The sequence below is a fragment of the Streptomyces sp. NPDC093260 genome, from assembly GCF_040683715.1.
GTDB lineage: Bacteria > Actinomycetota > Actinomycetes > Streptomycetales > Streptomycetaceae > Streptomyces > Streptomyces sennicomposti.
Genome location: NZ_JBFBEK010000010.1, coordinates 1 through 25,504 on the forward strand (window position 1 = coordinate 1; position 25,504 = coordinate 25,504).

The following is a 25,504-nucleotide window of genomic DNA, read 5'->3' on the forward strand; positions in this document are numbered from 1 at the left end:
GGCCGGGAACCCCCAGCCCGACCGGCGACCGGCACGCCCCCCTCCGGATGCCGCGGGCGGCCGCGCCGACGCCGGGTACCCGGCGTCGGCGACGCGGTGAACGGCACCGCACGACCTGACGAAGGGAGGCGTCATGGCTCAGCACGTACGCGACATCATGACCAGCCGACTGGTGACGGTGGAGCCCCAGACCTCGGTCACGGCGGTCGCCCAGAAGATGCGCGACGAGGACATAGGCATCGTGCTGGTGACCGAGGGCGACGAACTGCGCGGCCTGGTCAGTGACCGCGACCTCGTGGTCCGTTCGCTCGCCGAGGGCGGCGACCAGGAACAGCGCACCGTGGCCTCGGCGTGCAGCGACGACATCGTCACCATCACCCCCGACGAGGACGTCGACCAGGCGGTGCGGCTGATGCGCGAGCACTCCGTGCGCCGGGTCCCGGTCGTCGACCACGGGCACGCGGTGGGCATCCTCTCCATCGGCGATCTCGCCATCGAGCGGGACCCCGACTCGGCGCTCGGGGACATCAGCGCGGCGAGGTCCAACCAGTAGGCCGGCCGGCACGGCGACGGGGGCGCCCCGCTCAGGACGCCCCCACTCGGCGTGTCACGCCAGGTCACGCGGCCCTTCGGTGCGACGGGTGCTCACGCGGTGAGCACCTTCGCCAACGTGCCGAGGGCCGAGCGCAGTTCGGTCTCCGTGATCGTCAGCGGCGGGGCCAGGCGGATCGTGGAGCCGTGGGTGTCCTTGGCGAGGACGCCCTCCCGCATCAGACGCTCGCTGATCTCCCGGCCGGTGCCGATGGCCGGGTCCACGTCGACGCCCGCCCACAGTCCGCGCGCGCGGAACCCGACCACGCCCCGGCCGACCAGATCGGTCAGCCCCTCGCGCAGCACGGCCCCCAGCTCGGCGGCCCGGCGCTGGAACTCGCCGGTCTCCAGCAGCTCGACCACCGCCGTGCCGACCGCGGCGGCCAGCGGGTTGCCGCCGAAGGTCGAGCCGTGCTCGCCCGGCCGCAGCACGCCGAGCACCTCCCTGCTGCCGACCACCGCGGACACCGGCACGATGCCGCCGCCCAGCGCCTTGCCGAGCAGCACCACGTCCGGGACGACGTTCTCGTGCTCGACGGCGAGAGTGCGCCCGGTACGGCCGAGGCCCGACTGGATCTCGTCCGCGACGAACAGGCAGCCCGCCCGGCGGGTCAGCTCCCGCACCCCGGTCAGATAGCCGTCCTCCGGGACGATCACGCCGGCCTCACCCTGCACGGGCTCGATCAGCACCGCCGCCGTCGTCCCGTCGATCGCGGCCTCCAGGGCCGCCAGGTCGTTGTACGGCACGATCCGGAAACCGGGAGTGAACGGCCCGAACCCGGACCGCGCCGTCTCGTCGGTGGAGAAGCTGACGATCGTCGTCGTCCGCCCGTGGAAGTTGTCCGCCGCGACCACGATCGTCGCCCGGTCGGCGGGCACCCCCTTGACCTCGTACGCCCACTTGCGGGCGACCTTGATGCCGCTCTCCACCGCCTCGGCGCCGGTGTTCATCGGCAGCACCATGTCCTGGCCGGTCAGCCGCGCCAGCCGCTCGGCGAAGCCGGCGAGCTTGTCGTTGTGGAAGGCGCGCGAGGTGAGGGTGAGCCGGTCGAGCTGGCGGTGCGCCGCCTCGATCAGCGCGGGGTGGCGGTGACCGAAGTTCAGCGCCGAGTAGCCGGCCAGCATGTCCAGGTAGCGGCGGCCCTCCACGTCCTCCACCCAGGCGCCCTCCGCGTGGGCGACGACCACCGGCAGCGGGTGGTAGTTGTGCGCGAGCACCGGCTCCTCGGCGCGGATCAGCTCGTCGGAGGTGCGGGTGCGTGCGGGTGCGGTCATGAGCGGATCTCCTGGGTGCAGCACTTGATGCCGCCGCCCGCCTTGTGGAACTCGGACAGGTCGACGGGGACGGGCAGATATCCATGGTGCGCCAGCTGCTCGGCGAGCGCCGTCGCACCGGGGGAGACGAACACGTGGCGGCCGTCGGAGACGGAGTTCAGCCCGAAGGCCATCGCGTCCTCGCGGGTGGCGATCACCGCGTCCGGGTAGAGCCGGGCCAGCACCTCGCGGCTGCCGGGCGAGAAGGCCTCCGGGTAGTAGGCGATGTTCTCGTCGTCGAGGACGAACAGCGCCGTGTCCAGGTGGTAGAAGTACGGGTCCACCAGGGTCAGCCCGATCACCGGGACGCCCAGGAATTCCTGCGCCTCGCGATGGGCCTCCCGGGTGGTGCGGAAGCCGGTGCCGGCCAGCACCCAGCGGCCCGCCGGGACGAAGTCGCCCTCGCCCTCGCACACCGACTCGGGACGGTAGACGTCGAAGCCGGCCGACTTGAACCACGTGTCGTAGGGCGCCGACTCCGGACGCCGCTCGGGCGCCTTGAACAGGGAGCCGAAGACGCGCCCGCCGACCACGACGGCCGCGTTGGCGGCGAAGACCATGTCCGGCAGACCGGGCACGGGTTCCACGGTCTGGACGGTGTGACCGTGGGCGCGGTAGGCGTCGATCAGCGCCCGCCACTGGGCCTGGGCGAGCGGGACGTCCACCGGACGGTCCGGACGCATCCAGGGGTTGATCGCGTACTGCACGGCGAAGTGTCTGGGTTCGCAGACGAGGAAGCGCCGCCGGCGCGGCACACGCGTTTCGGACACAGAGGGGTTCCTCCGTTTCCCGGGTGTCGACTGAGGGTTGACACCAAGGTAGGAAGCGGCCCGCACGGACGACAAGAAACGAACCCTGCGTGTTCGTGCAGCATCGCTGCGTCTTCAGCCGCTCCCGCGCACGAGCGCTGCGTCACTGCGGCGCGGGATGGCTGGCACCGGCCTCCGGACTGTCCGGCAGCAGATGGGAGAGCACCATGACGCTGATCGTCTTGCGGATGAACGGCTCCGTGCGGATCCGCTCCAGCACCTCCTCGAAGTGCTCCACGTCCCGCGCCCGCACATGCAGCAGCGCGTCCGCGCCGCCGGTCACCGTCATCGCCGCCGTGATCTCCGGATGGTTGCGCACCACCTCCGCCAGCCGCCGCGGCGGCGCCGCGCCCTCGCAGTACACCTCGACGTAGGCCTCCGTGCGCCAGCCCATCGCCGACGGCTTCACCGTGGCCGTGAACCCGGTGATCACGCCCGCCTCGCGCAGCCGGTCCACCCGCCGCTTCACGGCCGTCGCCGACAGCCCGACGCCCGCCCCGATCTCCGCGAAGCTCGTACGGGCGTTCGCCATCAGGGCGGTGAGGATCTTCCGGTCGAGGCCGTCGAACGGCGCGGGCCTGCTGTTCATGTCAGCACTGTAACCAGCGCGAACGCCCGTGCCCGGAACATGTCCAGGCCCGGCTTTCGCCCCTACACTCCACGTTCATGCTGCGCGCCCTCGCCGTCGACGACGAACGCCCCTCGCTCGAGGAACTGCTCTACCTGCTCAACGCCGACCCCCGCATCGCCGCCGCCGAAGGGGCCGGCGACGCCACCGAGGCACTGCGCCGCATCAACCGGGCGCTCGAGAGCGGCCCGGACGGACCCGACGCCGTCGACGTCGTCTTCCTCGACATCCAGATGCCCGGCCTCGACGGCCTCGACCTGGCCCGGCTGCTCACCGGCTTCGCCGCCCCGCCCCTGGTCGTCTTCGTCACCGCCCACGAGGACTTCGCGGTGCAGGCCTTCGACCTCAAGGCCGTGGACTACGTGCTCAAACCCGTCCGCCGCGAACGCCTGGCCGAGGCCGTGCGCCGCGCCGACCAGATGCGCGCCGCCGCACCCCGGATACCGGTGAGCGAACCCGACCCCGACCACCTGCCCGTCGAACTCGGCGGCGTCACCCGCTTCGTCGCCGTCGACGACATCACCCACGTCGAGGCCCGCGGTGACTACGCCCGTCTGCACACCCCCCAGGGCGCCCACCTCGTGCGCATCCCGCTGTCCACCCTGGAGGAACGCTGGCGCGGGCGCGGCTTCGTCCGCATCCACCGCCGCCATCTGGTCGCCCTGCGCCACATAGGAGAACTCCGCCTGGACGCCGGCTCGGTGAGCGTGCTGGTCGGCGGCGAGGAACTCCAGGTCAGCCGCCGCCACGCGCGTGAGCTGAGGGACCTGCTGATGCGCGGCACCGCGCGCTAGGAGGGACGTACGCCATGCCGCAGGACGCCGGCGAACGCCGGGTCGTCGTCACCGGGCCGCCCCGCCGCACCCGCCGGGCCCCGGGCCACTACCGGCCGCGCACCGAGATCGACGAGCAGACCACCCTCGGCCACACCTACGTCCGCTCCCTCATGCGCAGCCAACTGCGCACCGCCCTCGCGGTGTTCGCGGTCCTCGTGCTGCTCGTCGGCCCGCTGCCGCTGGTCTTCGCCGCCGCCCCCGAGCCCCGCCGCCTGAAGTGGGCGGTCCTCGGCTTCTGTCTCTACGCCCCCCTCGTCCTGCTCGCCCGCTGGTACGTGCGCCGCGCCGAACGCAACGAACGCGACTTCGTCCGGCTCGTCGAGGACCGCTGAGGCCGCCCGCACGTGAACTCCGCCTACACCGTCCCCGCCGTCGCCCTCGTCGTCGTCGCCACCGTCCTGGTCGGCGCCTTCGGCCTGCGCATCTCCCGCACCACCTCCGACTTCTACGTCGCCTCCCGCACCGTCGGCCCGCGCCTGAACGCCGCCGCCATCAGCGGCGAGTACCTCTCCGCCGCCTCCTTCCTCGGCATCGCCGGACTGGTCCTCGTCCAGGGCCCCGACATGCTCTGGTACCCGGTCGGCTACACCGCCGGCTACCTCGTCCTGCTGTTGTTCGTCGCCGCCCCGCTGCGCCGCTCCGGCGCCTACACGCTGCCCGACTTCGCCGAAGCCCGGCTCGCCTCCCAGGGCGTGCGCCGGCTCGCGGGCGGCTTCGTCGTCGGCGTCGGCTGGCTCTACCTGCTACCCCAGCTCCAGGGCGCCGGACTGACCCTCGCCGTGCTGACCGGGGCGCCCGCCGCGCTCGGCGGGGTCATCGTCGCCGTCGTCGTGGTCGCCACGGTCGCCGCCGGCGGCATGCGCAGCATCACCTTCGTCCAGGCCTTCCAGTACTGGCTGAAACTGACCGCCCTGCTGGTCCCCGTCCTCTTCCTCGCCCTGGCCTGGCAGCACGACGGCGCGCCCCGGGGCGCCTTCGCCGAACCGGCCGCCTTCCGCGAACAGCGCACCGTCCGCGTCGACGCCACCCTCGACCTGCGGCTGGACAGCCCGCTCACCGTCACCGTCAGCGGCGCCGTCGACAGCCGCCCCCTGCACGGCCGCCGGGTCACCCTGCCTGCCGGCCCCCACCACGTCGAACGCGGCACCCGCCTCACCTTCGCCGCCGGCGCCACCGTCCCCGAGGCCGACCGCGCCGGCACCGGCGGCATGTCCGCCTCGCTCGCCACCGGCCGCGAGGAGCGCCCCCTGTACGCCACCTACGGACTGATCCTCGCCACCTTCCTCGGCACCATGGGCCTGCCGCACGTCGTCGTCCGCTTCTACACCAGCCCGCACGGCGTCGCCGCCCGCCGCACCACCGTCGCCGTCCTCGGCCTGCTCGGCGCGTTCTACCTGCTGCCGCCGCTCTACGGCGCCCTCGGCCGGCTCTACGCCCCCGAGCTGACCCTCACCGGCAACGCCGACGCCGCCGTCCTGCTGCTGCCCGACCGGGTGCTCGGCGGCCTCGGCGGCGACCTGCTGGGCGCGCTCGTCGCCGGCGGCGCCTTCGCCGCGTTCCTGTCCACCGCCTCCGGCCTCACCATGGCGGTGGCCGGAGTGCTCACCCAGGACGTGCTGCCCTCGCGCGGCCACCTGCCCGCGCGCGGCGTACGGCACTTCCGGCTCGGCACCGTGCTCGCGATGGCCGTGCCGCTGGCCGCGAGCGTCCTGGTCGGCTCGCTGCCCGTCGCCGACGCGGTCGGCCTCGCCTTCGCCGTCTCCGCCTCCTCCTTCTGCCCGCTGCTCGTCCTCGGCATCTGGTGGCGGCGGCTCACCCCGCCCGGCGCCGCCGCCGGCATGCTCGTGGGCGGCGGCGCCGCGCTCGTCGCCGTCACCGCGACGATGGCCGGCCTCGCCGGGAGCGGACCGCTGCACGCGCTGCTCGCCTGGCCCGCCCTGTGGTCGGTGCCACTCGGCTTCCTCACCATGGTGCTGGTCTCCCTCGCCACCCCCGGCAAGGTCCCCGCCGGAACGGCCGCCGTCCTGGCCCGGTTCCATCTGCCCGAGGAACTCGGCGCGGAGGCGAAGGCATGAGCGGATTCCTCGCCGGACTGTGCGTCGCCGTGCTGCCGCTGCTGGCCGCCGGGTTCCGGCTCGGCCGGCGCACCGCCCGCCCTCCGGCCCTCGGCGGCCTCGGCACCCCCGTCGAGCACGCCACCTTCCGCACCCTGCACACCGCCTCCCTCGCCGCGCCCCCACTGCGCGCGGGTCTCACCGAGGAGACCGCCGGCAAGTCGGCCCCACGGCTGCGCACGTTGCTCGGCACCGACGCCCTCTGCCTCACCGACGACCGGCGCGTCCTGGCCTGGGACGGCGTCGGCGCCCACCACCGCGACGCGATCATGGAACGTCTCGCCGGCCCCCTGGACACCGGGCGCGGCGAGGCCTTCCGCATCGACTGCGACACCCCCGACTGCCCGGTGCGCTGGGCGGTGGTCGCCCCGCTCACCGTGGACGACCGCGTGCACGGCGCCCTGGTGGCCTGCGCGCCGGGCGAGTCCGCCGTGCTGGTACGGGCCGCCGCCGAGGTCGCCCGGTTCGTCTCCGTCCAGCTGGAACTCGCCGACCTCGACCGCTCCCGCACCCGGCTGATCGAGGCCGAGATCAAGGCCCTGCGCGCCCAGATCTCCCCCCATTTCGTCTACAACTCGCTCGCCGTGATCGCCTCGTTCGTGCGCACCGACCCCGAGCGCGCCCGCGAGCTGCTGCTGGAGTTCGCCGACTTCACCCGCTACTCGTTCCGCCGGCACGGCGACTTCACCACGCTCGCCGACGAGCTCCACGCCATCGAGCACTACCTGTCGCTGGTGCGGGCCCGCTTCGGCGACCGGCTCGCGGTGACGCTGCAGATCGCCCCCGAGGTGCTGCCCGTCGCCCTGCCCTTCCTCTGCCTCCAGCCCCTGGTGGAGAACGCCGTCAAGCACGGCCTGGAGGGCAAGGCCGGCACCTGCCGCATCCGCATCACCGCACGGGACGCGGGCGCCGAGGCCCTGGTCGTCATCGAGGACGACGGCGCCGGCATGGACCCGCGGCTGCTGCGCCGCATCCTGGCCGGCGAGGACAGTCCCTCCGGCGGCATCGGCCTGTCCAACGTCGACGACCGGCTGCGCCAGGTGTACGGCGACGACCACGGCCTGGTCCTGGAGACCGCGCCGGGCGCCGGGATGAAGATCACCGTCCGGCTGCCCAAGTACCAGCCGGGCGTCCACTCGGCCGGACGGCTCGGGAACCTCACGGGCGACTGAGCGGCCCGGCGGTCGTGACCGACGGACCGGCAAACCGCGTGTCCGGCCCGCTTCAGGAACCGCGGGTGACCACCATGCCCAGCGTCACCAGCCCCAGCACGACCCACCCGAACCACAGCCACCCGTTGGCGCCGATCGCCACCGAATAGGCCGACACCACCACCAGGGCGCCCACCGTGAGCGCCCCCATGGCTCTCGTGGAACCGTCCGTCGAACCGGGCATCACGACACCCCTCCTCACGTCCGCTTCCCCTCCATGGTGCCCCCGTTTCACTCCCGGGGCGCCACAGATGCGGAAACGGGCGCGGGGGCGCGGAACGGCGCGCGGCCGGAGAGGCGTGGCGGTGTGGGGCGGGACGGCGCGTGAGGGCGCGAAGTGCGGGGAGGTCAGTTCCCGCGCGCGTTGAGCGACGCCAGATAGGCGTTGTACGCCGCCAGCTCCTTGTCACCGTCGCGGTCCGCGGCCCGGTCCTTGCGCTTGGCCTGCCGCTGCTCGGAGCGGTACCACTGGAACAGCAGCGCCAGCAGCACCAGCACCGAGGGCACCTCGCTGAACGCCCAGGCGATGCCGCCGGCCGCGCTCTGGTCGGACAGGGCGTCGATGCCGAGCGAGGCGGGCGGGTTCTCGAACGTCTTCACCATCGGGGTGGAGCCCATCATCAGCGCGATGCCGAAGAACGCGTGGAACGGCATGCCCGCGAACAGCTCCAGCATCCGCATCAGATGGCCCGGCCGGTGCGGGCCCGGGTCCACGCCCATGATCGGCCAGAAGAACGCCAGACCGACCGCGAGGAAGTGCACCATCATCGCGATGTGACCCGCCCGCGACCCCATCAGGAAGTCGAACAGCGGCGTGAAGTAGAGCGCGTACAGGCTCGCGATGAACATCGGGATGGTGAACGCCGGGTGCGTCACGATCCGCATGTAGCGGCTGTGCAGCAGGGCCAGCAGCAGCTCGCGCGGGCCCTTGCGGCCCCGGCCCGCCACCGGCAGCGCCCGCAGCGCCAGGGTGACCGGCGCGCCCAGCAGGATCAGGATCGGCGACAGCATGCTGATCACCATGTGCTGCACCATGTGCACGCTGAACATGACCATGCCGTAGTCGTTCAGCCCGGTGCACATCGTCAGCAGCACGGTCAGCACACCGACGACGTACGCGACGGTCCGGCCCACCGGCCAGGAGTCGCCGCGGCGCCGCAGCCGCACCACGCCCCACCCGTACAGGACGAGCCCGAGCAGGCAGGCGACGAGGAAGAACGGGTCCGTGGACCACTCGAGGCCGCGTCCCAGCGTGAACGGCGGCAGATCCATGGTCATGCCGTGCCCGCTGTGATCCATCCGCCGGCTCCTGTTTCGTGGGGGTTGTGCGCTGTTGGACCACAGCTGTGCGCATCCGCAGCCGTCTGTCCCCAGCTGTCTGTCCGCACCCAGAGTAGAGCCGCCCCCGGCCGCGCTCGCGACCGGGGGCGGCTCGGACCCGCACGTGTCCTACAGCACGCACTCCGCCTCGGCGTACCGGTCCGCGGGCACCGTCTTCAGGGTCTCCACGGCCTCGGCCAGCGACACCATCACGATGTCGGTGCCCCGCAGCGCGGTCATCCGGCCGAACTCCCCGCGGTGCACCGCCTCCACCGCGTGCCAGCCGAACCGGGTCGCCAGCACCCGGTCGTACGCCGTCGGGGTGCCGCCGCGCTGGACGTGCCCGAGGATGACCGGCCGGGCCTCCTTGCCCAGGCGTTCCTCCAGCTCGATGGAGAGCTGCCGGGCGATGCCGGCGAACCGCTCGTGGCCGTAGACGTCCTTGCCGCCCTCGTCGAAGTCCATGGTGCCGGGCAGCGGCTTGGCGCCCTCCGCGGCGACGACGATCGCGAACCGCTTGCCGGCCTCGAAGCGCTCGCCGACCTTCTTGGCCAGCTCCTCGATGTCGAAGGGCCGTTCGGGCACGACCACGGCGTGCGCGCCGGCCGCCATGCCGGACTGGAGCGCGATCCAGCCGGTGTGGCGGCCCATGACCTCCACGATCAGCACCCGCTGGTGGGACTCGGCGGTGGTCTTCAGCCGGTCCAGCGCCTCGGTGGCGACGGTCACCGCGGTGTCGAAACCGAAGGTGACGTCGGTGACGGCGATGTCGTTGTCGATGGTCTTCGGCACGCCCACGATGGGCAGGCCGTTGTCCGACAGCAGCCGGGCCGCCTTGAGCGTGCCCTCACCGCCGATCGGGATGATCGCGTCGAGCCCCAGCTCCCGCACGTGCCCCTTGGCCCGCTCCACTCCGTCGCGCAGATGCTCGGGGCGGACCCGGGAGGAGCCGAGGATGGTGCCGCCACGGGCCAGGATGCCGCCGACGGCGTCGAGGTCGAGCTTGAGGTAGTCGCACTCCAGAAGGCCCTTCCAGCCGTCCCGGAAGCCGATGACCTCGTCGCCGTGGTCGGCGACCGCACGGTGCACGACGGACCGGATGACGGCGTTCAGACCGGGGCAGTCGCCGCCGGACGTGAGGACACCAATGCGCATAGCCCGAACAACCTTCTCCACGTGGGCACGGGACCGGACCGCGCTGTCCGGCTCGATCCCCGCCACCCTAACGGCAGCAGGGGGGAGGGCCGCAGCATGCGTCCGCCTGCTGGACGGGGCCGCTCACCTGTGCGTACGGCCCGTCAGACGGGCTGGTTGCCGCATGCTGACGGGCCGGTGTACGCACGGTCGGGACCGCACCGCGGCGGCCGTGGAGAAGAACCGTTTCCTGCTGCGCGGATCACCGCCGGGTCACCGCGCCGACGGGCGCCGCGCCGCAGGAGGCCGGTCACGCGGGCTGCTGCGCCGCCGCGATGCGCTCGTCGCGGAGCGCCTCGTACCAGTGGTCGTCGATGGGCGGCAGCGCGTTGACGTCCAGCGCCAGCTTCAGCAGCAGGTCGGCGATCTGCGGGTTGCGGGCGAGCACGGGCCCGTGCATGTACGTGCCGAACACCGTGTCGTTGTACGCGCCCTCCGTGCCGTCGCCCGTGCCGTTGCCCTTGCCGATGCGGACCTGGGCGAACGGGCGTGCGGTGGGGCCGAGGTGGGTGACGCCCTGGTGGTTCTCGAACCCGGTCAGCGGCGGCAGCCCGAGCCGCGGGTCGATGTCCCCGAGGACGTCGCCCACGCAGCGCTCGCCCTCACCGCGCACCGACACCACGTCGAGCAGGCCGAGACCGGGCTCGCGCTGGCCGAGGTCGTTGACGAACTCGTGGCCGAGGATCTGGTAGCCGGCGCAGACCGAGAAGACGATCGCGCCGTTCTGCACGGCCTGGTACAGGTGCCCGTCGCGGCGCAGCCGCTCCGCCGCCAGCCGCTGCGGCCGGTCCTCGCCGCCGCCGATCAGGTAGATGTCGCCGGAGGTCGGGATCGGCTGGTCGCTGCGCACGTCCAGCCGGGCCACGTCCAGGCCGCGCTGCCGGGCCCGGCGCTCCACGACGAGCGCGTTGCCCTGGTCGCCGTAGGTGCTGAGCAGGTCCGGGTAGATCCACACCAGCCGCAGTTGGTTGTCGCTCATGAAGTGATCGTCCTCCGTGGTCAGTTGCCGACGCGGCGGCGCAGGTCCTGGAACGCGGTGTAGTTGGCGATGACCTCGATCCGGCCGGGCGGCGCCTGCTGCACCGCCTGGTCGAGGTTCTCGCAGACCTGGAAGTGCTGGCCCGCGACCTCCAGGCGCACCGCGAGGTCCAGCTTGCGGTCGCCGATCACGAGGAGGGGGTGGCCGGTCAGCCGGGTGTAGTCCACGTCCCACAGCCACGAGGTGTCGGTGCCGTCGGCGCCGCGCGCGTTCACCGACAGGATCACCGGGGTCGGCGGGGGGTCGATCAGCGAGAACGTCTCCAGCCAGCCGGCCGGGTTCTTCGCCAGCAGCAGCCTCAGGTCGCGGTTCATGAACTGCACCACGTCGTAGCGGCCGGCGACCGCCTGCACCTGGTACATCCGCTCCAGGGCGACCTGCGGCGGCACCCCGAAGACGGCGGCGACGGCCGCGGACGAGGCGGCGTTGGCCTTGTTGGCGCGGCCCGGCAGCTGGAGGTGGATCGGCCAGGCCGAGCCGTGCGGGTCCAGCACGTGGTCGCCGGACAGGGCCCAGCTGGGGGTGGGCCGGCGGAAACCGCACTCGTTGCAGTACCAGTCGTCGCCGGGGCGCTGCATCACGCCGCCGCACGACGGGCACGACCAGGCGTCGTCCTTCCACATCTGCCCGGCCGCCACCCAGATGACGTTGGGGGAGGAGGACGCGGCCCATACGACCAGCGGGTCGTCACAGTTGGCGACCACCACGGCCTTGGAGCCGGCCAGGCCCTCTCGCCAGTTCTCGGCGAGCATCCGGGTCTCGGCGGCCCGGTCCAGCTGGTCGCGCGAGAGGTTGAGCAGCGCGATGCACTTGGGGTCGGTGTCCCGGGCGACGCCCGCGAGGTACTTCTCGTCGACCTCTATCACCGCGAACTTGGCGTCCGAGCCGCCCGCCAGCGCCGAGGTGATGCCCGCCGGCATGTTAGCGCCGAGCGCGTTGGAGACCACCGGACCGGCCGCCCGCAGCGCCTCCGCGATGAGCCGGGTCGTGGTCGTCTTGCCGTTGGTCGCCGACACCAGGACGACGTCCAGGTGCTGCGCGAGCCGGGCCAGCAGGTCGGGATCGAGTTTGAGCGCCACCCGGCCCCCGATCACCGAACCGCTGCCGCGCCCCGCGGCGCGCGATGCCGCCGCGACCGCCTTGCCCGCGGTCACGGCCAGCTTGGCCCGCGGCGTGAGCGGGTCCGAGTTGCCTGCCATCAGTTCTCGATCCTCCTTGCGTACGCGCCGCGCCTGAGCCATCCGGCAACGTGGTGTGGACCTCAGCCTATCGAGATCCGATCGTGCTCCCGAACCCCGGCACGGTCGCGGCGCCCGCGCGCCCATCGCGCGGTCACCAGGACCGTACCCTTGCCGCCATGCGAAACGGCTCGATCCCGGGCGCCCGCGGGCGCGTGCGGCCCCTGACCCTCCTCGGCGACACGGCCCTGGCGGCGCCCTGCCGCGAGGTCACCGACTTTGGACCCGAACTGGCCGCGCTGGTGGAGGACTTGTTCGCGACGATGTACGCCGCCCGGGGCGTCGGACTGGCCGCGAACCAGGTGGGCACGGACCTCAGGGTGTTCGTCTACGACTGCCCGGACGACGAGGACGTACGGCACCTGGGGCACCTGGTGAACCCGCGGCTGGTGGCCGCCGACGGACTGCTCTTCCGCGGCCCGGAGGGGTGTCTGTCCCTGCCCGGCCTGGAGGCGGGCGTCGAACGCCGTGACCGCGCGGTCGTCGAGGGGTTCACGGTCACCGGGGAGCCGGTCACCGTCGAGGGCACCGGCTTCTTCGCCCGGTGCCTCCAGCACGAGTGCGACCACCTGGACGGCCGCCTGTATGTGGACCATCTCACGGGCCGGCGCCGGCGCAAGGCGCTCCGGCAGGCGGCGCGGGCGCCGTGGAACCGGGGCCGCACCGCCGGAATTGATCAGGTGCGAGATGAGATGCCGGAACCGGTCCGGTCAGGCTGAACCTCCGTCGGACACGCGGGTCCGGCGTGCCGCCGGGCCGCCGACGGGAAGGGGGGCCGAGCCGCCCGCGCGAGCACCTCGGGAGCTAGGTCGCGGGTCGAGTCCGCCGGGACGCGGACACGGGTCCGGTCCGTCGGGCGGGGCTCCGGGGGAGCGGCCTCTCAGAAGCCGGGGCCGCCGATCTTGTCACCGGCCGCAGCGAGGCGTCCCCACAGCAGGTCGGCGAGGCTGCGCACCAGCTCCGTGCGCGAGCACGGGCGCTCGCCCAGCCACCAGTCGCCGGCCGCGTGCATCATGCCGACGATGCCGTGGCCCCAGACCCGGGCCAGCTGCTGGCTGCCCGGCCCGAGGTCGAGCCGCTCCTCGATGACCCGCGCCAGCTCCTCGCCCATCCGGCGCAGCAGCGGCGCGGAGTGCTTGCCGACGTCGAAGCCCTGGTCGCCGCCCTGGCCGCCCTCCGCCGGATGCATCAGGAACCGGTACACCTGCGGACGGGCCTCTATGGCCGCCAGATAGGTCTCCAGCGTCGACTCGACCCGCTCGCGCCGCTCGGCCGGGGCGTCCAGTGCCGCCCGCAGCGAGTCGAGCAGGGCGTCGGTGTGCCGCTGGGCGAGGGCGGCGTACAGGCCGCCCTTGTCGCCGAAGTGGCGGTAGAGGATCGGCTTGGTGATGCCGGCCTCGGCCGCGATGGCGTTCATCGAGGCCTGAGGGCCGTCGCGCAGCACCACCCGGTCGGCGGCTTCCAGCAGCTCGCGCCGTCGGCGGTCGGCGGACCGCTGCTGATCGGTCCGCTGCGTGGTGTCCATGATCTCTCCCCACCCGTGCTGATTCGGTGACGCCTGCGCAAACTAACACTGACCGGCCTCGGCGCCTCGAACGGGCTACTGACGAGACTAGGGCCTCTCGTCCGGATCATGCCGGGCTCGCGGGGCCCGGCACCGCCCCCCGAGCTCCTCGGGCAGGGGCCCCGCGCCGCGTCGTCGTCGGCTGCCGCGGCTCCGCCGTGACGCCCTCCTCCGCCTTGCGGTGTTCCCCCACTGCCCGAACGGCGTGGGCGGCCCCCAGCGCCAGACCCCGCCCCCTGATCAGGCCTGGTCCCGGCGAGAGGCCCAGGCGATTTGACTTTTCCTACTCATCGGTAACACAGTAGTGTTACCGCAAGTAACAAGCCTGTGCGCCGCTGGAGGGGACATGGCCGAGTTCACCATGGAGCTCAACGACGAACAGAAGGAGGTCCGGGACTGGCTGCACGGGTTCGCCGCCGACGTCATCCGGCCCGCGGCCGCCGAATGGGACGAGCGTGAGGAGACTCCCTGGCCGGTCATCCAGGAGGCCGCCAAGGTCGGCATCTACTCCCTGGACTTCTACGCCCAGCAGTACTTCGACCCCACCGGCCTCGGCATCCCGATGGCCATGGAGGAGCTGTTCTGGGGCGACGCGGGCATCGCCCTGTCGATCGTCGGCACCGGCCTGGCCGCCGTCGGCGTCCTCGCCAACGGCACCGAGGAGCAGATCGGCACCTGGATCCCGCAGATGTACGGCGACGCCAACGACGTGAAGGTCGCCGCCTTCTGCTCGTCCGAGCCCGACGCCGGCTCCGACGTGGCCTCCATGCGCACCCGCGCCGTCTACGACGAGACCAAGGACGAGTGGGTGATCAACGGCACCAAGACGTGGGCGACCAACGGCGGCATCGCCAACGTCCACGTGGTCGTCGCCTCCGTCGACCCGGAACTCGGCTCCAAGGGCCACGCCTCCTTCATCATCCCGCCGAACACGCCGGGCTGTTCCCAGGGCCAGAAGTTCAAGAAGCACGGCATCCGCGCCTCGCACACCGCCGAGGTGATCCTCGACAACGTGCGCGTCCCCGGCTCCTGCCTGCTCGGCGGCAAGGAGAAGCTGGACGAGCGCCTCGCCCGCGCACGCGAGAAGGCCAAGAAGGGCGGCGAGCGCGTCAAGAACGCGGCGATGGCCACCTTCGAGGCGTCCCGCCCGGCCGTCGGCGCCATGGCCGTGGGCACCGCCCGCGCCGCCTACGAGGTCGCTCTCGACTACGCCAGGACCCGTGAGCAGTTCGGCCGGCCGATCATCGACAACCAGGGCGTCGCCTTCCAGCTCGCCGACATGGCGACCTCCGTCGACGCGGCGCGCCTGATGGTGTGGCGGGCCTCCTGGATGGCGATCAACGGCAGGCCGTTCACCGCTGCCGAGGGCTCGATGTCCAAACTGTTCGCCAGCGAGACCGCCAAGAAGGTGACCGCGCAGGCCATCCAGATCCTCGGCGGCAACGGCTACACCCGCGAGTACCCGGTCGAGCGGATGCACCGGGACGCCGCGATCTACACCATTTTCGAGGGCACCAGCGAGATCCAGCGGCTGGTGATCGCCCGCACGATCTCGGGCCTGCCGATCCGCTAGCGGTCCGCCGGGAGAACCTCGCACGCGCGTGCGCCCCCCCGTCGGACACGGGTGGGGCGCACGGGTGCCGCCGGCGTCAGCGGTGCCTGAGCGGCGTCAGCTGCTCGATGTCGTACCGCTTGCGCAGTGCCTCGATGGCCTCCAGGTCCGGCGGGCCCCCACCGCCGAGGATCTCCAGCAGCTCGTCGAAGTACCGCTCGTGGTCCGGCGGCGGGGAGGCCTGGAAGAACATCTTCGCCGGGCTCTGCGTCGGGTTGGCGAACGCGTGCGGGCAGCCCGGCGGCACGACGATGACCGTGCCCGGAGTGGCCCGCACCACGCGCCTGCCGGAGCGGGACTCCCACCTCTGCCAGTTGTCCGGGGTCCGGACCCGCGGCTCGAAGGCGAGCACGTCCAGCTCGCCCTCCAGCACGTAGAACAACTCCTCGCTGCGCGTGTGCACATGGGCGCCGACGTCGAAGCCCGGCGGGACCTCCACCTCGAAGGTCGAGGCCGCCCGCGAGTGCGAGCCGGTCACCTTGTACGTCACGCGCTGCGCGGCCGTCTCCACGACCCGGCCGTGCCCCGGTGGCACGAGCAGCCCGTCGGCGCCGGTGGCCGGGGGGACCTCGATCGCGGTGATCGGTGGCTCGATGGTCGTCATGGGCACCTCACCAGGTCACGGGCAGGGCCTCGGGCCCGCGGATCAACGCGCCCTTCCTGAACGGCACCTGACCCGGCGGCACCGACAGGCGCAGCCCCGGCAGCCGGTCCAGGAGGGCGTCGACCAGCAGCTCGGACTCCATCCGGGCCAGCTGACCGCCGGGACAGTAGTGCGGGCCGAAGCCGAAGGCCACGTGCGGGTTGGGACTGCGCGTGAAGTCGATCTCCTCCGGGTCGGCGAAGACCTCCGGGTCGCGGTTGGCGGCCAGGTACGACACGTAGACCGCGTCGCCCGCCCGGATCCGGACCCCCTGGATCTCCACGTCCTCCAGCGCGATCCGGGACAGCCCGACCGCGTTGCGGTGCGGGATGTACCGCAGCAGCTCGTCGATCGCCTGCGGGCGGATCGTCGGGTCGGCGCGCAGCCGGTCGGCCAGCTCGGGACGGGTCAGCAGGAGGTAGAACATCTGCCCGCTGTTGTTGGTGACCGCCTCGCCGCCGATCTGGAGCAGCACCGCGAGACCCACGGCCTCCTCCAGGGTGATCTCCCGGCGCCCGACGGCGGCGCCGAGCAGCGAGGCCACGTCCTCCTCGGTGCTGTCGGCGCGCGCGTCGATCAGCTCCGCGAAGTACCCGCCCATCTCCTCCTTGGCCCGCTCGCTGACCTCGGCGCCGTGCGCGGAGGACAGGATCAGCTGCGTCCAGGTGTGCATGCCGTGCCGGTCTGCGGCGGGCACCCCCATCAGCTCGCAGATCACCGCGATCGGGAACGGGCTGAGCACCGCGCTGGTGAGGTCGGCGGGCGGGCCGGCCGCGATGAGTTCGGTGACCATCTCGTCCAGCATCCGCCGGGAGCTGTCCCGAACCCGCCCGACCCCCCGCGCCGTGAAGGCGGGGGCCACCGAGCGGCGCAGCCGGTTGTGGTCGGGCGGGTCCAGGAAGCCGACCGCGCCCCGGCTCGGGATGAAGTGCGGCGCCAGCCGGGTGACCTGCCGGTCCATGACCGCCTCCCGGCCGAACCGGGGGTCGTTGGCGACCAGCCGCACATCCTCCATGCGGGTCAGCAGCCACGCCCAGCCCTCGCCGTTGGGCAGCTCGATCCGGGTGACCGGGCCCTCCTCCATCAGCTCGGCCAGCACCGGGTCGAAGTCGACGCCGGTCAGGTCGCGGGCCGGCCAGTGCCGGACCGGGGGCAGGGTCGTGGCCGGGCACGCCACGGCCGGGGCCGTGCCGGTCGGGGGCGGGCCGGCCGAGGCCGTGGTGAGCACGCTCTCGCTCATCCCCGGCCCCCGTTCTGCCAGCTGCCCAGCGACATCTCCGCGGTGATGCCGGGACCGAACCCGGCGAGCAGACCGCGCGCGCCGTCCTCGGGCACGCCCTCGTCGAAGAGCCGGCGCAGCGCGTCCAGCACGACGGCGCTGGCGATGTTGCCGTACTCGGTGAGCGTGGCCCGGCTGAACCGGAACGCGTGCGGTTCGACCTTCAGGAACTTGCTGAGGTCGTCGAGGATGCGCGGGCCGCCCGCGTGGATGACGTAGAAGTCCAGGTCGGACGCGTCCCACGCGTGCATCCCGGCGAGGTCCTGGAGGGCCGGGGCGAGCGGCTCCATCGTGGTGGGAACCCGCTTGTCCAGCAGGAAGTGGAAGCCCGTCTCCCGGACGTCGTACGCGATCCAGTCCTCGGTCTTGGGGATCAGGTACGAGCCGTTGCGCTCCAGCCGGACGCCGGTGCCGCCCGTGCCGCGGACCACGGCGGCGGCGATGCCGTCGCCGAACAGGCCGTTGGACAGGAGCGAGCCGACGCCGAGGTCGGTCGGCTGGTAGCACAGCGAGCAGAACTCGCAGGCCACGATGAGCGCGTTGGCGTCGGGGTAGGCCGTGCAGAAGTCGTGGGCCCGGTTGATCGCCGCACCGCCGGCCGCACAGCCGAGCTGGGCTATGGGTATCTGACGGGTGGTGGAGTCGAACGCCATCTCGTTGATCAGCCACGCCGTCAGCGAGGGCATCATGAAGCCCGTGCAGGAGACGTAGATGATGACGTCGATGTCGGTGGTGAGGAGTTCGGCGTCGTCGAGGGCCTGCTGGATGACGGCGGGGACGCGGGACTTCGCCTCCTGCTCGTAGAGCTTGTTGCGCGCCTCGAAGCCCGGGTGCTTCAAGGTCTCCTCGATGGGCTGCACGATGTGCCGCGTGCGCACACCGGTGTTCTCGATCAGCCGGAGGGCCAGCGGGAGTTGCGGGTGGTCCGCGTGGTGGGAACGCGCGAGGTCGAGCGTCTCCTCCATCGTGATGACGTGCTCTGGAACGGACACCGAAGGTCTGCACAAAGTCGCCATGAGCCGTGCCTGCTTTCGCCTTCCGGAAGGCCGGTAGCCCCCCGGTCAGAGGGTTGTGCACCCAGAAGGGTGGTCCACCCACCTTCGCCCGGGAGAGCGACGATCTCGCGCCGGACTACTCCAATCCGGCGACGGAGGTCCGGCGGCGGACAAGGGCGGCGGTGCCGTGCGACGGGACGGCGGGAGCCTCTCAGGGGCGGGGAAACCGCAGGTCGCAGCCGCTGCGCGCCCCCCCCGGCCGTCGGCGGCCGTCCGGTCCGGCCGGCCGGTGGCCGATGCACGGCGAGCCGGGCCCCGCTTCCCGCGCCGCTCCGCGCGCACAGCCGAACGGCCGCCGACGGGTCCGCACGGCGTCGGCGGCCGTCCGGCTCGGCCGGGATGGTGAGGGGCCGCGCCTCGCGCGGAGCCGGCGGGTACGGCGTCGGCGCGGCTCCGTGCGTGCGGCGTCCGTGGGCGGGGGTGTCCCGCCCGACGCGGCGCGGGTCTGTCCGGCGCGCGGCCGCCCCTTCGGTACGCCGTCGGAGGCGGCGGGGGAGCGGAGGCGGAACCGGCGGGCGAGGACGGTGGTCCTAGGGCGTCGTCCCGCTGCTGTGGGCGATGCAGGCCACGTCGATCCGGTCAGCCAGCTTGGCCAGTTCGATGGTGAGGGCGGCCACCGTGTCCTCGTCGAGGCCCTCCTGCCCGGCCTCCACCAGACGCAGCCACCGGCCGCCCACCGTCCGCAGCAGCTTGCTCACGTCGGCCGCGGCCACCTGGAGGGTACCGCGGTCGTCGACGATCAGAGGGAGAGTCACTTCGCGGTTCACAAAGGCGATCGTAGCCGCGGAAGCCTCACGCCCCGTGCCACACCGTGGTGATGTTGCAGAACTCGCGGATTCCGTGCCCGGACAGCTCACGCCCGTACCCCGAGCGCTTCACCCCGCCGAACGGCAGTGCCGGATGCGAGGCGGTCATCCCGTTGACGTAGACGCCGCCCGCCTCCAGATCCCGCACGAACCGGTCGACCTCGCCCTCGTCGCGCGTCCACACGTTCGAACTCAGCCCGAACGGCGAGTCGTTGGCGATCAGCACCGCCTCGTCCAGGTCGTCCGCCCGGTACAGCGTCGCGACCGGGCCGAAGGCCTCCTCGCGGTGGATGCGCATCTCCCGGGTGACGCCGGCCAGCACGGTCGGCGGGTAGTACCAGCCGGGGCCCTCGGGCCGTTCACCACCGCACAGCACCTGCGCCCCGCTGCGCCGGGCGTCGTCCACCAGCTCCTCCAGGTCCGCCCGGCCGCGCTCGCTGGCGAGCGGGCCGACCTCCGTCTCCTCGCGCATCGGATCGCCCACCGTCAGCGCCTTCATCCCGGCGGTGAACCGCTCGGCGAAGGCGTCGTAGACGTCCGTGTGCACGATGAACCGCTTCGCGGCGATGCACGACTGCCCGTTGTTCTGCACCCGCGCGGTCACCGCGACCTCCGCGGCCCGGTCCACGTCGGCCGACGGCATCACGACGAACGGGTCGCTGCCGCCCAGCTCCAGCACCGTCTTCTTGATCATCTCGCCGGCCGTGGAGGCCACCGCACGCCCGGCCGGCTCGCTCCCGGTGAGCGTGGCCGCCCTGACCCGCTCGTCGCGCAGGATGTCGTCCACCGCGCCGGAGCCGATCAGCAGGGTCTGGAAGCAGCCCTCGGTGAAACCGGCCCGGTGGAACAGGTCCTCCAGGTACAGCGCGGTCTGCGGCACGTTGGAGGCGTGCTTGAGCAGCCCGACGTTGCCGGCCATCAGGGCGGGCGCCGCGAACCGCACCACCTGCCACAGCGGGAAGTTCCACGGCATCACGGCCAGCACCGGGCCGAGCGGCCGGTAGCGGACCAGGGCCCGGGAGGCGCCGGAGTCCTTCACATCGGCCTCGGCGGGCTCCTCGTCGGTGAGCAGTCCCTCGGCGCGCTCGGCGTACCAGCGCATCGCCTTGGCGCACTTGGCCGCCTCGGCGCGGGCCTGCTTGACCGGCTTGCCCATCTCCGTCGTCATCACCCGGGCGATCTCCTGCTGGTCCTCGTCCAGCAGGTCGGCGGCCCTGTTCAGCAACCTGGCGCGCTCGGCGAAGGACGTCGTCCGGTACGTGCGGAAGGTGGCCTCGGCGAGCTGGAGCCGGCGTTCGATCTCCTCCTCGTCCATGGCCTCGTACGTCTTGAGCGTCTCGCCGTTGGCCGGGTTCACCGTGGCGATGGACATGACTGACCTCCCTGGGAGCGGGCTGTGCTTCGACCTTCGCGCGCCGCGGTTCCGGCCGCAACGCGTGGGCCCTCCTCAGCGCGAGTGCTCAGCCAACCGGTCCAGAAACGCGGCCTGCGCCTTCACGATCACCTCGCGCGCCCGGTCGAGGCCGAGCCACTCCACCCGGTCGATCTCCGGGAACTGAGCGGTGCGCCCGGACCGCGGCGGCCACTCCATGGAGAACGTGCCGGGAGTGATCGCCGCCGGATCGAGGTCGCCCTCCACCGCCCAGGCGGTCACGATCTTGCCGTTCGCCTGCCGGACCTCGCCGAGCGGCACCGGCTCGCCATCGGGCGGCGCGAGCCCCAGCTCCTCCTGGAACTCGCGCCGGGCGGCCGTCCAGGCGGGCTCGTCCGGCGTGTACTCCCCCTTGGGCACCGTCCAGGCGCCCACGTCCCGGCGGGCCCACAGCGGACCGCCCATGTGCCCGAGCAGGACCTCCGGACCGTCGCCGGCGCGGCGGAACAACAGGAGGCCAGCGCTGCGCCTGCCGCGCTGGTCGCGGTGGCGGGGCGGCGCCTCCGGCGGGTGCGGGGCCTCCGGGTGGTCGGGCTGGTCCGGGTCCTCCGGCGGGACCGGGGCATCCGGCTTCCCGCTCTGTTCTCCCTGCTCTCGCCGCTCCTGCTCGTCGTACTCGTTCCGCCGGTCCGTCACGGCCGCACCTCCGGGTGTGCCGCCAGCAGCGTCTCCACGGTGTCCGCCTCCTCGGGGCGTTTGTCCTCCCGGTAGCGCACGACCCGGGCGAAGCGGAGCGTGACGCCGGCCGGGTAGCGCGTGGAGCGCTGCAGGCCGTCGTAGGCGATCTCGACGACCAGCTCCGGGCGCACGGTCACGCCCCAGCTCCGCTCCTCCACCGCCAGCTCCCGCAGCCGCTCGGTCTGCCAGGCCAGCATCGTGTCGGTCATGCCCTTGAACGTCTTGCCGAGCATCACGAGGCCGCCGTCGCCGCCACGGGCTCCCAGGTGCAGGTTGGAAAGCCTGCCGGTGCGGCGGCCGTGGCCCCACTCGGCGGCCAGGACCACCAAGTCGAGCGTGTGCACGGGCTTGACCTTCAGCCAGGACGCGCCGCGCCGCCCCGCGCTGTAGGGGGCGTCCAGGGCCTTGACGACCACGCCCTCGTGGCCGCGCTCCAGGGTCTCGGCGAGGAAGTCCTCGGCCCGCCGGACCTCGCCGGGGCCGGCGACCAGCGACCGTCGCACCCGCATCGGCTCCGGGACCAGCCGGGCCAGCTCGGCGTGCCGCTCGGTGAACGGCAGGTCCAGCAGGTCGCGGTCGCCGGCCGACAGCACGTCGAAGAAGACGGGCGAGACGGGGACCGCCGCGGCGGCCGTCGCCACGTCCAGCCGGGAGCCGACGCGCCCGGCGGTCTCCTGGAACGAGCGCGGGCGGCCGTCCGCGCCGAAGGAGATCACCTCGCCGTCCAGGATGAACCGCTCCCCGGCCAGCTCCAGCGCCGCCGCGGTCACCTCCGGCAGCCGGTCGGTGATGTCGTCCAGGGTGCGGGTGTGGACGCGGACGGTGTCGCCGTCGCGGTGCACCTGGACGCGGATGCCGTCCAGCTTCTCCTCCACGGCGCACGCGCCGAGCTTGTCGACCGCCTCGGCCACCGAGGACGCGCTGTGCGCGAGCATCGGCAGCACCGGGCGGCCCACGGTGAGCCGGAAGAGGTCCAGGGCCTGCGGACCGTCCGCGAGCAGCGCCCGGGCCACCGGTTGCAGCGACCCGGCCAGCATCACCGCCCGGCGCACGTCCGCGGACGGCGCGCCCGTGGCCTGCGCCAGCCCCTCCACGGCGATCGCCTCCAGCGCGCCCTGCCGGACCTCGCCGGTGAGCAGCCCCAGCAGGAACCGCTGCTCGTCCTCGGTGGCCGCCGCCATCAACTCGTCTACGATACGGGCGCGTTCCGCCTGTGAGCCGGGCCCCGACACCTTGCCCAGCTCGCTGAGCCGGGCGTCCACCTGGGCCACGGTGAGGGACGGCTCGGCGGCCGGTGCGACCCGGCGGCCGAGCACCTTCCAGCCGACGCCGAGCCGCCCCTGCGGCAGCCGTCCCGCCAGATACGGGATGACGATCGGAACGTCGTCCGCCTCGGCCTCCCGGAACAACCCCGCGAGCAGGGCGGTCTTCCGGGACCGCGCCGAGGTGGCCGCGACCTCCCGCGACACCTGTGCCAGCCGGGCGAGCAACATGCAGTCATGGTGCACCGGAGAGGGACACCTCACACCTGCGAACCGCCGCCGCGCCCTTGCCTGTCCGTCCGCCCGCCCGCTTGTCGGCCCGGCCGTCGGCTGCCGGCCCGGCGGCTTGACCGTCCGTCTGGCCGACCGACCGTCTGTCTGGCCGTCGGTCCGCCCCGTCCGTCCGCCGGGCCGTCCCTCCGCCCGTCTGCCTGCTGCTCGCCAGACGGCTTGGCCGTCCGTCCGCTCGCCCGTCTGTCTGCCCGTCCGGCCGCTCGCTCGTCGGTCCGGCCGGCTGCTCGGCCGCCCGCCCGGCCGTCAGCCTGCTCGTCCGGCCGCCCGCTCTCCGTCTGCCTGGCCGGCCGTCTGCTTCTCGGTCCGGCCGTCCGTCTGTCTCGCCGGCCCGTCCTGCTCGTTTGCTCGGTCGTCCACCTGCCTGGTCGGCTCGACGGCTGTCCATCCGGCCGTCTGCGTGTCCGGCCGGCTCTCTGCCTGTCTGTCCGGTCGTCGGTCTGCTCGGTCGTCCGACCAGCTCGGCCGTCCGACCGCGCCGTGCGCGGTGGCCTCCGCGCACGGTGTGCGCTCCGGCCCGCCCTCCACGACCCGCAGCCCATGCACGCGGCCCGGAAGGGGGGTCGGCGCGGTGATCCGGTGCGTACGGCACGTCCCGGCCCGTCCGGTGCGCGGTCCGGCGCCCGGGGCGCGTGGGGCCTGCGGCCTGCGGCCCGTGCACGGCGGGGCCCGGGACGGCGGCCCGGCTCCGCGGGGCGCGCCGCCCGCGGGCCGGTGCCCGGCCGCGGCGCGGCGTGCCCGGGCGGCTACGCCCCCGCCGCCGCCCCGCTCCGGGCGGCCACCGCCGCGTCGAGGTCGGCGAACAGCAGTTCGCCGTTGATCGCCGCGCCGGCCCGGTAGCCCCGGCTGGCCGCGTTGATCACCTGCTCGGCGAAACCGCTCGCGTTGCCGGCCGCCCACAGCCCGGGCACGCTGGTCAGCCCACGCTCGTCGATCACCGGATACGCGCCGAACGGCGTCTCGCTCAGCTCGGCGCCCAGCCGCCGCAGCAGCTCGGTGCGCGGCACGGCCCGCGGCGCGACGAACAGCGCCTCGCGGGCGTGCGCCGTCCCGTCGGCGAGCCGGACCCCGGTCAGCCGGTCGTCGTCGACCACGACCTCCGTCACCCTCCCCGGCACCACGGCGACCCCCGCCGCGGCCAGCCTGCGCAGATCGTCGTCGGACAGCTCCGCCTCGTCCACCTCGTGCAGGAACAGGGTCACGTCCTTGGACCACTGGGTCACCATCAACGCCTGGTGCACGCTCAGCGCCGTCGTGGCCAGCACCCCGAAGGCCTGGTCGCGCACCTCCCAGCCGTGGCAGTAAGGGCAGTGCAGCACGTCCCGCCCGAAGCGCTCGGCGAGCCGCGCAACCTTCGGCAGCTCGTCCTTCAGCCCGGTCGCGACGACCAGGTGCCGGGCGTGCACCGTGCGCCCGCCGGCCAGGGTGACGTCGAACTCACCGCCGGCGTCCCGTACGGCGTCCACCGCCCGGTCCCGGACCAGCTCGACCCCGTACCGCGCGATCTCCTCGCGGCCCACGGCCAGCAGCTCGGCCGGCGGCATGCCGTCGCGCGACAGGAACCCCTGCAGGTGCGCGGAGGGCGCGTTGCGCGGCTCGCCCGCGTCCACGACCAGGGTGCGACGCCGGGCCCGCCCGAGGACCAGCGCGGCGGACAGCCCGGCCGCGCCGCCACCGACCACGACCACCTCGTACGCCCCGGCCCGGCCGGCCTCCACGGCCTTCCCGGCCCGCCCGACCCTCTCGGTCCCGCTCTTGTCGCTCTGTCCGGTCTTCTCGCTCACGATGACCACCTCCGCGCACGACGGTCCCCCGAGCGCTGCCGGATTGACAAACGCCTTTGCCGAACCTGCAATATCGACATGAGTACCGACGACGTACTGGCGGGTGTGGGGCCGAGGCTGCGCCGGCTCCGCAAGGAGCGCGAGGTGACCCTCGCGGCCCTCTCGGAGACGACCGGCATCTCCGTCTCCACCCTCTCGCGGCTGGAGTCCGGCCTGCGCAAACCCAGCCTGGAGCTGCTGCTGCCGATCGCGCAGGCCCATCAGGTGCCGCTCGACGAACTGGTCGGCGCGCCGCCGGTCGACGACCCCCGGGTGCGCGCCCGCAAGCCGATCGTGCGCGGCGGGCGCACCCACTGGCCGCTCACCCGCCAGCCGGGCGGCCTGCAGGCGTACAAGGTGCTCGAACCGCAGCGCAAGCTGGAGCCCGACCCGCGCACCCATGAGGGCTACGAATGGCTGTACGTGCTCTCCGGCAGGCTGCGGCTGGTGCTGGGGGAGCACGACGTGGTGCTCGGGGCGGGCGAGGTGGCGGAGTTCGACACACGTGTGCCGCACTGGTTCGGCTCGACGGGGGAGGGGCCGGTGGAGTTCCTGAGCCTGTTCGGACCGCAGGGCGAGCGGATGCACGTCCGGGCGCGACCGAGCCGCCGTGCCGAGGACGACTGACCAGGCACGGGGGCGGTGACCCGATCGTTCGGCCGGCGGTCGGGCGATCCGGCCGGTCCATGGGTTCCGCGATCGGCAAGCGACCGCTTAGTATGCGGATGACCCGGTCCGACGAAGCAGTCACCCGTGGAGGCGGCG

23 protein-coding genes and 2 pseudogenes are annotated in these 25,504 nt (G+C 73.2%); 8 read left to right on the forward strand and 17 right to left on the reverse strand.

Annotation, left to right across the window (positions count from 1 at the left end; genetic code table 11):
• Window positions 1-133 precede the first annotated feature (133 nt).
• Window positions 134-553, forward strand: coding sequence for a CBS domain-containing protein (locus tag AB0N63_RS14705; RefSeq protein WP_365528778.1), 420 nt, complete (start codon window positions 134-136; stop codon window positions 551-553).
• A 92-nt stretch (window positions 554-645) separates the two neighbouring features.
• On the opposite strand, the gene rocD is transcribed toward AB0N63_RS14705, so the two are convergent.
• The 3 genes from rocD to AB0N63_RS14720 form a co-directional block, all read right to left on the reverse strand.
• Window positions 646-1,866 carry an ornithine--oxo-acid transaminase gene (gene rocD, locus AB0N63_RS14710; protein WP_365528781.1) on the reverse strand — a complete coding sequence of 407 codons (1,221 nt, stop codon included), beginning with the start codon at window positions 1,864-1,866 and terminating at the stop codon, window positions 646-648.
• The gene (ddaH, locus tag AB0N63_RS14715) at window positions 1,863-2,675 is read right to left on the reverse strand and encodes a dimethylargininase (RefSeq protein ID WP_365528783.1); all 813 of its coding nucleotides are present in this window, start codon (window positions 2,673-2,675) and stop codon (window positions 1,863-1,865) included. The genes rocD and ddaH overlap by 4 nt, the downstream gene beginning before the upstream one ends.
• 142 nt (window positions 2,676-2,817) lie before the next feature.
• The gene (locus tag AB0N63_RS14720) at window positions 2,818-3,303 is read right to left on the reverse strand and encodes an Lrp/AsnC family transcriptional regulator (RefSeq protein ID WP_365528786.1); all 486 of its coding nucleotides are present in this window, start codon (window positions 3,301-3,303) and stop codon (window positions 2,818-2,820) included.
• A 77-nt stretch (window positions 3,304-3,380) separates the two neighbouring features.
• On the opposite strand from AB0N63_RS14720, the gene AB0N63_RS14725 reads away from it, so the two are divergent.
• The 4 genes from AB0N63_RS14725 to AB0N63_RS14740 are packed head-to-tail and all read left to right on the forward strand — an operon-like array spanning window position 3,381 to window position 7,464.
• Window positions 3,381-4,136, forward strand: a complete 756-nt coding sequence (locus AB0N63_RS14725; RefSeq protein WP_365528789.1) for a LytTR family DNA-binding domain-containing protein — start codon at window positions 3,381-3,383, stop codon at window positions 4,134-4,136.
• 14 nt (window positions 4,137-4,150) lie between these two features.
• Entirely contained in the window at window positions 4,151-4,510 is a 360-nt protein-coding gene (locus AB0N63_RS14730) for a hypothetical protein (protein WP_365528791.1), read from the forward strand.
• 12 nt (window positions 4,511-4,522) lie between these two features.
• A complete protein-coding gene (locus tag AB0N63_RS14735; RefSeq protein WP_365528794.1) occupies window positions 4,523-6,253 on the forward strand; it encodes a cation acetate symporter in 1,731 nt (576 codons plus the stop codon).
• Window positions 6,250-7,464, forward strand: a complete 1,215-nt coding sequence (locus AB0N63_RS14740) for a histidine kinase (protein ID WP_365528797.1) — start codon at window positions 6,250-6,252, stop codon at window positions 7,462-7,464. Before AB0N63_RS14735 ends, AB0N63_RS14740 begins: the two co-directional genes overlap by 4 nt.
• A gap of 52 nt (window positions 7,465-7,516) precedes the next feature.
• Here the strand turns inward: AB0N63_RS14740 and AB0N63_RS14745 are convergent, their stop codons facing one another.
• The 5 genes from AB0N63_RS14745 to AB0N63_RS14765 form a co-directional block, all read right to left on the reverse strand.
• The gene (locus AB0N63_RS14745; protein ID WP_365528800.1) at window positions 7,517-7,687 is read right to left on the reverse strand and encodes a hypothetical protein; all 171 of its coding nucleotides are present in this window, start codon (window positions 7,685-7,687) and stop codon (window positions 7,517-7,519) included.
• 164 nt (window positions 7,688-7,851) lie between these two features.
• Window positions 7,852-8,802 carry a cytochrome c oxidase assembly protein gene (locus AB0N63_RS14750; RefSeq protein ID WP_365528803.1) on the reverse strand — a complete coding sequence of 317 codons (951 nt, stop codon included), beginning with the start codon at window positions 8,800-8,802 and terminating at the stop codon, window positions 7,852-7,854.
• A gap of 150 nt (window positions 8,803-8,952) precedes the next feature.
• Complete coding sequence (locus AB0N63_RS14755; RefSeq protein WP_365528806.1) at window positions 8,953-9,978, reverse strand: 6-phosphofructokinase; 1,026 nt, start codon at window positions 9,976-9,978, stop codon at window positions 8,953-8,955.
• Between the two features lie 289 nt (window positions 9,979-10,267).
• Entirely contained in the window at window positions 10,268-10,996 is a 729-nt protein-coding gene (locus tag AB0N63_RS14760; RefSeq protein ID WP_365528809.1) for a glutamine amidotransferase, read from the reverse strand.
• Window positions 10,997-11,016: 20 nt separating this feature from the next.
• Window positions 11,017-12,255, reverse strand: coding sequence for a MurT ligase domain-containing protein (locus AB0N63_RS14765; protein ID WP_365528812.1), 1,239 nt, complete (start codon window positions 12,253-12,255; stop codon window positions 11,017-11,019).
• A 158-nt stretch (window positions 12,256-12,413) separates the two neighbouring features.
• Here AB0N63_RS14765 and def point away from each other — a divergent pair, with 158 nt between their 5' ends.
• Complete coding sequence (gene def / locus AB0N63_RS14770) at window positions 12,414-13,013, forward strand: peptide deformylase (protein ID WP_365528815.1); 600 nt, start codon at window positions 12,414-12,416, stop codon at window positions 13,011-13,013.
• 161 nt (window positions 13,014-13,174) lie between these two features.
• Here the strand turns inward: def and AB0N63_RS14775 are convergent, their stop codons facing one another.
• Window positions 13,175-13,819, reverse strand: a complete 645-nt coding sequence (locus AB0N63_RS14775) for a TetR family transcriptional regulator (RefSeq protein ID WP_365528818.1) — start codon at window positions 13,817-13,819, stop codon at window positions 13,175-13,177.
• A 385-nt stretch (window positions 13,820-14,204) separates the two neighbouring features.
• On the opposite strand from AB0N63_RS14775, the gene AB0N63_RS14780 reads away from it, so the two are divergent.
• Window positions 14,205-15,431, forward strand: coding sequence for an acyl-CoA dehydrogenase family protein (locus AB0N63_RS14780; protein ID WP_365528820.1), 1,227 nt, complete (start codon window positions 14,205-14,207; stop codon window positions 15,429-15,431).
• 76 nt (window positions 15,432-15,507) lie between these two features.
• Here AB0N63_RS14780 and AB0N63_RS14785 read toward each other — a convergent pair whose 3' ends face one another.
• The 8 genes and pseudogenes from AB0N63_RS14785 to AB0N63_RS14820 all read right to left on the reverse strand — a co-directional run bounded on the left by AB0N63_RS14785 (window position 15,508) and on the right by AB0N63_RS14820 (window position 24,634).
• The gene (locus AB0N63_RS14785; RefSeq protein ID WP_365528822.1) at window positions 15,508-16,074 is read right to left on the reverse strand and encodes a cupin domain-containing protein; all 567 of its coding nucleotides are present in this window, start codon (window positions 16,072-16,074) and stop codon (window positions 15,508-15,510) included.
• Window positions 16,075-16,081: 7 nt separating this feature from the next.
• Window positions 16,082-17,353 carry a cytochrome P450 gene (locus AB0N63_RS14790; RefSeq protein WP_365528825.1) on the reverse strand — a complete coding sequence of 424 codons (1,272 nt, stop codon included), beginning with the start codon at window positions 17,351-17,353 and terminating at the stop codon, window positions 16,082-16,084.
• Window positions 17,350-18,417, reverse strand: a pseudogene (locus tag AB0N63_RS14795) (type III polyketide synthase); the annotation flags it as partial. The pseudogene AB0N63_RS14795 and the gene AB0N63_RS14790, both read right to left, overlap by 4 nt.
• Before the next feature lie 560 nt (window positions 18,418-18,977).
• Window positions 18,978-19,214 (reverse strand): DUF6213 family protein, encoded by a 237-nt coding sequence (locus AB0N63_RS14800; RefSeq protein ID WP_009187382.1) that lies wholly within the window; start codon window positions 19,212-19,214, stop codon window positions 18,978-18,980.
• Between the two features lie 25 nt (window positions 19,215-19,239).
• Window positions 19,240-20,625 (reverse strand): NADP-dependent succinic semialdehyde dehydrogenase, encoded by a 1,386-nt coding sequence (locus tag AB0N63_RS14805; protein ID WP_365528827.1) that lies wholly within the window; start codon window positions 20,623-20,625, stop codon window positions 19,240-19,242.
• 75 nt (window positions 20,626-20,700) lie between these two features.
• A pseudogene (locus AB0N63_RS14810) lies at window positions 20,701-21,156 on the reverse strand (NUDIX domain-containing protein); the annotation flags it as partial.
• Between the two features lie 161 nt (window positions 21,157-21,317).
• Window positions 21,318-22,856, reverse strand: a complete 1,539-nt coding sequence (locus AB0N63_RS14815) for an ATP-dependent DNA ligase (protein WP_365528830.1) — start codon at window positions 22,854-22,856, stop codon at window positions 21,318-21,320.
• An 806-nt stretch (window positions 22,857-23,662) separates the two neighbouring features.
• The gene (locus tag AB0N63_RS14820; RefSeq protein ID WP_365529324.1) at window positions 23,663-24,634 is read right to left on the reverse strand and encodes an NAD(P)/FAD-dependent oxidoreductase; all 972 of its coding nucleotides are present in this window, start codon (window positions 24,632-24,634) and stop codon (window positions 23,663-23,665) included.
• Window positions 24,635-24,778: 144 nt separating this feature from the next.
• Here AB0N63_RS14820 and AB0N63_RS14825 point away from each other — a divergent pair, with 144 nt between their 5' ends.
• Window positions 24,779-25,366 (forward strand): XRE family transcriptional regulator, encoded by a 588-nt coding sequence (locus tag AB0N63_RS14825; protein WP_365528832.1) that lies wholly within the window; start codon window positions 24,779-24,781, stop codon window positions 25,364-25,366.
• The last annotated feature ends 138 nt before the right edge of the window (window positions 25,367-25,504 follow it).